Annotated in this window: 6 protein-coding genes; all 6 read right to left on the bottom strand. The window is 62.2% G+C overall.

Translation table 11 applies throughout. From position 1 onward, the window contains the following. Positions 1-457 precede the first annotated feature (457 nt). Positions 458-757: a hypothetical protein gene (locus L976_RS00780; protein ID WP_023277449.1), complete on the bottom strand. Its 300-nt coding sequence runs from the start codon at positions 755-757 to the stop codon at positions 458-460. Positions 758-803: 46 nt separating this feature from the next. Beyond that, a complete protein-coding gene (locus L976_RS00785) occupies positions 804-2,210 on the bottom strand; it encodes a replication protein (RefSeq protein ID WP_052183938.1) in 1,407 nt (468 codons plus the stop codon). Positions 2,211-2,375: 165 nt separating this feature from the next. Then, positions 2,376-2,762 (bottom strand): ParC family partition-associated protein, encoded by a 387-nt coding sequence (gene parC, locus L976_RS00790; RefSeq protein ID WP_011270177.1) that lies wholly within the window; start codon positions 2,760-2,762, stop codon positions 2,376-2,378. Positions 2,763-2,795: 33 nt separating this feature from the next. Further along, positions 2,796-3,017: a plasmid partition protein ParG gene (locus tag L976_RS00795; RefSeq protein ID WP_011178357.1), complete on the bottom strand. Its 222-nt coding sequence runs from the start codon at positions 3,015-3,017 to the stop codon at positions 2,796-2,798. A gap of 21 nt (positions 3,018-3,038) precedes the next feature. Further along, entirely contained in the window at positions 3,039-3,677 is a 639-nt protein-coding gene (gene parA, locus L976_RS00800) for a ParA family partition ATPase (protein WP_008166580.1), read from the bottom strand. 154 nt (positions 3,678-3,831) lie between these two features. Continuing rightward, positions 3,832-3,972: a hypothetical protein gene (locus tag L976_RS23050; protein WP_156143128.1), complete on the bottom strand. Its 141-nt coding sequence runs from the start codon at positions 3,970-3,972 to the stop codon at positions 3,832-3,834. Between the last annotated feature and the right edge of the window lie 72 nt (positions 3,973-4,044).

The following is a 4,044-nucleotide window of genomic DNA, read 5'->3' on the forward strand; positions in this document are numbered from 1 at the left end:
CAATACAGATACGATACGCAAGCGGTTTTCGTAACGTACCGCTGCCCGGTCGGCTGCTCGTTTTTGGTGAAACACCGTGCTGACGCCTCGCCTTCGGCTCGTTGTCGGCCAGCCGTCGAACGAAAAGCGGAGCTTTCCGCCCGCCGCCCGGCTCCGGCCAGAAACGGGCCTACAGCGCGTTTTGAGAAGGTAAGAAAGGGGGCAGGCAGGGCCACGTCGAGAAAACGCCGCCACGGGCCGCCTACTAGTGGAGAGGGGGTCAAGCGAACCGTGGAATAAAGGGGGTAGCCCGTAGGGGGGCACCGTTGATGCCGCGAAAGTCGCTTGATGCCCTCGGAGCGCCCCAGCCTGAGCGAGTGGGGGCAGGACGAAGGGCGAAGACCGCCACCCTGCCCCCCGAGCCTCACGGCGGCGAGTGGCCCCCGGCAGGGCCGCCGGAGGCATCTTGCAAACACGATCAAGGCGACAGCCGTTTGACCGCATCCACAAATGACAATCTGAACAGGTGCATGGCCAGGTCGATGGCACCGCCGCCCTGCTCTTTCCGCGTGTCGTACCACTTCGGCCCGGTCGCCAGTAGCTCAACACCGCCGCCACCAATGGACACATTCAGCCGCACCGTAGCCTTGTCCTTCACCGGCACAAAGCCAGGATCACGTTTCCAGTACAGGCCCAGCCGGTCTAGCGTTTCCTGCACCGTCATTGCCCGCAACGAATCCAGCAGCGCGGGCGGAAAGGATCGACGGGCGCGACTCATGACAGCCACCCGAGGAACTGGACGAGGGGGCCGCGCCGTTCAGGCGCTATTCAAAGGCAGGCGCTACGCGCCGGGCGTAGGCTTCGCCATTAGTAATACGCATGGACTTGGGACACTCTCCCGGCTCTGCGATGTAGCGCCCGGCAGCGGTCTTGCTAATGCCCATCTGTGCAGCAATGGCCCGCACGCTCAGACCCTGCGCCTTGAGGGCCAAAGCCTGCGCCTGCTTGGCGCTGGCTGCTTCCAGATAGGAAGCACGATCGACAGCCCCAGCGGCACGTCTGCGGGCTTTCTCGCGCTCGCTGTGGCGCTCTGCGGCCATGTCCCGGCTGATGAGCGTGCGCAGCTTGCGCTGCTCGTCGTCGGTGATGTGAAACAGGCTGATAAGCGTGTCGTTCTTGGGCGTGTAGAGCGGCGCAAACTGCTTGCCGCCGAACTCCACCTTTTCCCCGGCTTCGTGGGCCTTGGCCTTGGCGTACAGCGTCATAAGCTCGGCGCTGCGGTAGTTCCACCGTGGGTCAAGCTCACGGGCCAGCGCGGCGGCCTCGTGGTACATCTGGCCGGTGTGCGTCGCACCTGACAGCAGCAGGAAATTCAGCCGCCAAAACAGGTGCTGCATCCGCTCACCCTCGGCCACGCCGCCGCGCAGCGCGGCCAGCGTGCGCAAGTCCTCCAGGCGATCCCACGCCAGTTGCCGCCCGTTGAGCGTGCGCAGGTTGCCGGTTTGGCCGCCCGGCAGCAGCTTGAACTGGCGACGGTCGGCGCGGGCCTTGCGGTCGGCCTCGATGTCCCAGCGGGCCACCGGCAGCAGCGCCTCGGCCAGATACTCGAAGTTGTACCGGATCGGCTCGCCGTCCGGGCCTAGCTCAACGTGGATGACGCGGCAAACCTCGCCGCTCTTGCTGTTCACCGTATTGACCAGCCGGAGCACGCGGCTTGCATCCTTGGCCGCTGGATCAGCGCCCAGCCCGGCCAGACGGTCGATCAGGTAACGCTGGCAGGCATTCCAGCGTGGCAGCGCCTGACGCGGCAAGGTGCCATCCAGCAGCCACTTTGCTTGCACGCCACGGCCAGAGAAAACGAGGATCGACGGCGGCGGCACGCCTTCGTCGTAGCAGCGGAACATGACAGCGGCGGCCAGTTGCTCGGGGCTGCGCCCCTGCGCCCACGGCTCGCGGTAGGTGTCCAGATCGGCGAACAGCAAGCCGATGCGGGCCAAGTTGACCACGCGGCGATTGGGCTTGATGAACTCAGCCTGAGACAGCCAGGTATCCCGGCTGTGGTCGAGCATGGAGAGCACCACGGGCATCTGTGACAGCCGGTAACTGTCCTGCTTCTTGCCGCTGCCCTCGCCCGTCGCCATGAGCAACGAGAAAAAGCCCTGCCGGGCTGTGTCGTGATAGCAACCCGCCTCATCGGCTGGGCTGAAAAGTCGTAGCTGTGCTTGCCCCATAACCCTCTTTCCGCTTGTGCGGCAAGAGGTAGGGCGCTACAATGCAGACCATAGTTTGGGTGTTTCTGGTCGTCTGCATCGGTCACGCCTTGGGGTTCCAAACAGTGCCACCTGCTAGGTTCCCACCTCTTGCCAAGCCCCGCTGCCACGCGGGGCTTTGCTTTTTCATCCATCTGAACTCCGCTCCTTCGCTTCCAAAGTTCGCGGAATCCAGCCTTTTGCATTCGCCGTCCAGTGCAGCACGCCATGCTGCCGCAGCACTGCCGCCGCGCCATCGAAAGAGCGAAAAAACCGGATGCCTCCCCGGTACTGGCCGAGAATGCGCCGCTCGTTGCCAACGTGCAGCACGATCACCAGCCCGCGCTCTGTGTTCTCGATGACAGCGCCCTTGATCTCATGCGGTGCGTTCTTCGCAAACGCCTTGAAATGAGAGGGCGGCAGTACCTCCAGACTCAACGGTTCCATTTCAACCATCACTTTATACCCCACGCGCCGTATTTCATCAACATTATTAAATTTCGCCAAATCAAAAATGTATGGACTATAGTCCATGCTTTTGACCCGTCCAGCCGGTTAAGTGATTACTCAATCACTCTTTTCATCAAGTGAGCGCACCAGTTCGCGCAGAATGTCCGTGATGCTGCGCCCGGTCTTGGCGGCGTAAATCTTCAGCTTCGTGTGCTCGGCCCGGTCGAGGTCGAAATTCACCCGGACGGTGGCGGCCTTGTCGGCAAGGTCGGACAAGGTAGGGCCAGCCTTCGCGGCGCTCGGGCGGCCTGCTTTCATGCCAAGTTTCCCGCTACTCATTTTCACCTACTCCTTAATTACTCAAATGGTGCAATTGAGGAAACGGCGCACTTCCTCAGCCAGCGCCCGGATTTCCTCGGCGGCCTCGCTCGTCGGCTCTTGGTCAATGGCCGTGGTGCCGCTGGCCGCGCTGCTCGGGTAGATGACGCGCTGCGTGATGCGCGTTTGCAGGATCGGCAGGCCGTACCCGGCCAGCGCCTCGGAGACTTCCGCACCAATCTTGGTGCCCTTGATCGCACGGGACACCACGAAAGCCGCTTTTAGCTTGCCGTCGGTCAGCTCGATGCGCTGCTTGACCAAATCCACGAGGTCAGAGGTTGCCCAAATGTCGTAGGGCGACGGCTGCACCGGGATCAGCACACAATCGGCGGCCTTCATTGCCGACACGGCCAAGTCATGAGCCTGCGGCGCTCCGTCGATCACAACAAAGTCTTTCCGGGCCACGCTCTTTAGATCGCGCTCGATGGTGGGCCGGTCGATGCCAACCACGGGCACGGGTTGATCCTCGCGGACGGCGGCCCAATCGCGGGCGCTGCCCTGCGGGTCAGAATCAACCAGCAACACGTCTGCGCCGTCGAGTTGCAGGGCGCGGGCAAGGTGGGTGGCGATGGTGGTTTTACCCGCCCCGCCCTTCTGGTTCAGTACAGCAATGACTTGCATATGCGCTCCTTGAGCTATTGAGCGTTTGAGGAAAAAAGGAATTACTCAAGCGCAGTATAGCATATTGAGGATTTGAGTAAATGCACCTTTTGAGGGTTTGAAGTCATAAAAAACCCCGCACGCGGCGGGGTTCGGTGGCAGGGCAGGGGAGGGCTTAGGCGGCCTGGTGGATCTCGTCGGCCACCTGTCGGCACATGGCCAGCATGTCGAGCGTGCCCGCTGCGATGGCCTCAAGGGTCGCATCATCCAGCGCCTGCACGATGCTGGTAGCCCGGCGCTCAAGCTCCTGTGTCATTTTCAGAAGACGACTGCACCAGACAACGCGGTTTGAAGGCTGTTGTGCAGTCGTCTATTGAACGAACAGTAT

Origin of the sequence: Shewanella sp. ZOR0012, assembly GCF_000798835.1 — a bacterium.
GTDB classification, from domain to species: domain Bacteria; phylum Pseudomonadota; class Gammaproteobacteria; order Enterobacterales; family Shewanellaceae; genus Shewanella; species Shewanella xiamenensis.